2 protein-coding genes are annotated in these 2579 nt (G+C 73.8%); one reads left to right on the plus strand and one right to left on the minus strand.

The features are described 5' to 3' along the window. Positions 1 to 1880: DUF5107 domain-containing protein (locus tag PROKR_RS03050; protein ID WP_245605674.1), on the minus strand; the 1880-nt coding region annotated here is incomplete at its 3' end. Between the two features lie 130 nt (positions 1881 to 2010). On the opposite strand from PROKR_RS03050, the gene PROKR_RS03055 reads away from it, so the two are divergent. Next, positions 2011 to 2579 (plus strand): AraC family ligand binding domain-containing protein (locus PROKR_RS03055; RefSeq protein ID WP_245605675.1); only part of this gene is annotated, 569 nt, incomplete at its 3' end.

Raw genomic sequence — 2579 nt, forward strand, 5'->3', positions numbered from 1 at the left:
TAGGCACCCGCGTCGTCGCCGAGCTGCTCGCGCACCAGGCCCAGCAGGTAGAGCGCCGTAGTGTCGCGGGGGCTGCGGTGCAGCCGGGTCAGCCGCTCGACGGCGCGCTCCAGGTGGTCGCGGGCCCGCTCGGGGTCGCCCGCCACGTAGGCGCGGCGGCCGAGGCCCACCAGGCTGTCCACGTGCCCCGGGTCGCGGCGCAGCGCCTCGTGCCAGTACGGCTCGGGGGCGCGTGTGGCGTGCCGGTACAGGTCCAGGTGCGCGGCGATCAGGGCCAGCTCCTCGACGGTGCCCACCTCGTCGGGGGCGGGGGGCTCCTCGGCGGGGTCGGGCTCGCCGCCGTCGGCCACCCCACCGTCGGCCACCCCACCGTCGGCCGCCTCACCCTCGGCTGCCTCACCCTCGGCCCCATCCCTTTGAGGCCTAAGTTTCTTGTCTTTGAGACCGTCCAAAGAGGAGAAACTTAGGTCTCGAAGGGGATGGGCGGCCGCGATCTCGGTCCAGGCGACCAGTACACGATCGCCGTGGGTGACCGTCACCGTCACGGGCCCGGTCCCGGCCGGGACCTCGTGCTCCAGCAGCGCCGGGCGCGTCGGGTCGACGTCGACGACGTCGGTCGTGAGCACCGCGCCGTCGGCCGACAGCGTGACCGTCAGATCGTCCAGGGGCCGCGGCACGACGACGCCGACGCGCGCCGTGGTCGCCGCGCCGTCGGGACCCGACCGCTCCAGCCGGACCGCGGCGTCGAGCGTGGCCCGGTCCACCGGGCCGACGTCGCGCACCGGGTACCAGTACTGGGAGAACACCTTGGTCTCGCCGGGGGCGAGGTAGGCGAAGTCGGGCTGGTTGTCGGTGAACACCCCCGCCATGAGCTCCACGTAGTGCGAGCCGTCGTCGGCCAGGTTGGCGTCCCAGGCGTGCCCGAACGGGGCGTTGCCCCAGGTCCACTGCTTCTTGCCCGGCGAGATGGCGCGGTCCGCCACGTGCACGAACCCGAGGCCCGACGCGTGGTCGTACCCGCCGAAGAACTCCTCGTCGCTGCCCAGGCACATGTACGACGTCGGCACCGGGATGTTGCGGTACCAGTCGAGGCGGTCGCCGCCCCGGCTCGCCAGCGCCGGGTAGTCCACGCCGTAGTAGGGGCGGTCGGCGTGCGGGAACGCGGTGATCGCGCGCCGGGCGTGGTCGGCCACGTAGGTCACGTCGTGCGGGAAGAACGACTGGTAGTCGTCGTCCACCTTCGCGGCCACGTTGGCCCACCAGAGGAACGACTGCGGCAGCTCGCTGCGGTTGTACAGCCGCACGGTCAGCTCCAGCACGGCGCTGTCGGGGCGCAGGCGCACGCCGTGCATGCCCTTCATCCGCGTGAACGGGTCGTGGTCGGAGCACCAGACGACGACGGCGCCGTCGGGCTCCTCCTCGATCTCGACGTCCACCGGGAGGTAGGTCGCGGGGCGGTGGTGCTGCGGCCAGTTGAGCTCCACGCCCCCGGCCACCCACGGCCCGGCCAGCCCCACGAGGGCGGGCTTGATCACCGGGTTGGTCCAGAACAGGTCGCGGCCGCTGCCGCGCTCCCGGGCCACGTGGATGCGCCCGCCGAGCTCCGGCAGCACGACCACGCGCAGCCACTCGTTCTCCAGGTGCACCGCGCGCCAGGCCCGCTGGTGCGGCTCGTCGGCGATCTGGTGGTGGAACGGCAGCGGGTACACGCGGCCGGACGACCCCTGGTACACCCGCCGGTCCAGGTACGCCGGGAACCGGTCGGGCGGCAGGGGCGCATAGGTGGTCAGGTTGAGCGGCGCCTCCCAGGCGGCCGCGGCCCGGCCGGCCAGGTCGCCGGGCCGGTCGGGCAGTTCGAGCACGGACTCCACATCGAGCATGGGACCGACGCTACGAACCCCGGGGGCACCCCGGGAAGCGACGTATCGACTTAACTGCCTGGACGATCCGACGATTCGCAGGGTGCGACGCCGGCTGACGCGGGCGGCCCCTCGGGGCTACCCTCCAGGGGTGCGCATCCGTGACGGCTTCCCGGGACAGCGCCTGCGGGTGCTGCCGACCACCGTGGTCCGCGCGACGTCGCAGGCGGGCCCCACCTCCCGCCTGCTGGTCACCGACGCGGGCTACTTTCCGCACGCGGCCAACCACGGCCGGGTCCGTGCGCGGGGCGCCGTGGGGACCATCGTCATCGTGTCCTCGGCGGGGCGCGGCTGGTGCCGCACACCGGGCGGCCTGCATCGTATCGGCGCTGCTCAGGCGCTCGTCATTCCCGCGGGCGTGCCGCACGAGTACTGGGCGGACGACGACGACCCATGGACGATCTGGTGGATGCACGCCCGGGGCGATGACGCGGGCGAGTTCGAGCGCGACCTGGCCCGGCACGCCGGCCCGGACGACGTCGCCGTCGTCGAGGTGCACGACCTGGTGCGCGTGGTCGCCGACCTCGAACGCGTGGTCGACGCCCTGGAGACCGACGAGACCTACCCCAGCCTGCTGCGGTGCGCGGGTGCCGCCTGGTCGGTGCTCGCCCAGCTCGGGGCGGACGCCGCCGCGGGCAGCCCGGTGCGGGGCGAGCCCGT

Source organism: Promicromonospora kroppenstedtii DSM 19349, assembly GCF_000515355.1.
Classification (GTDB): Bacteria; Actinomycetota; Actinomycetes; order Actinomycetales; family Cellulomonadaceae; genus Promicromonospora; species Promicromonospora kroppenstedtii.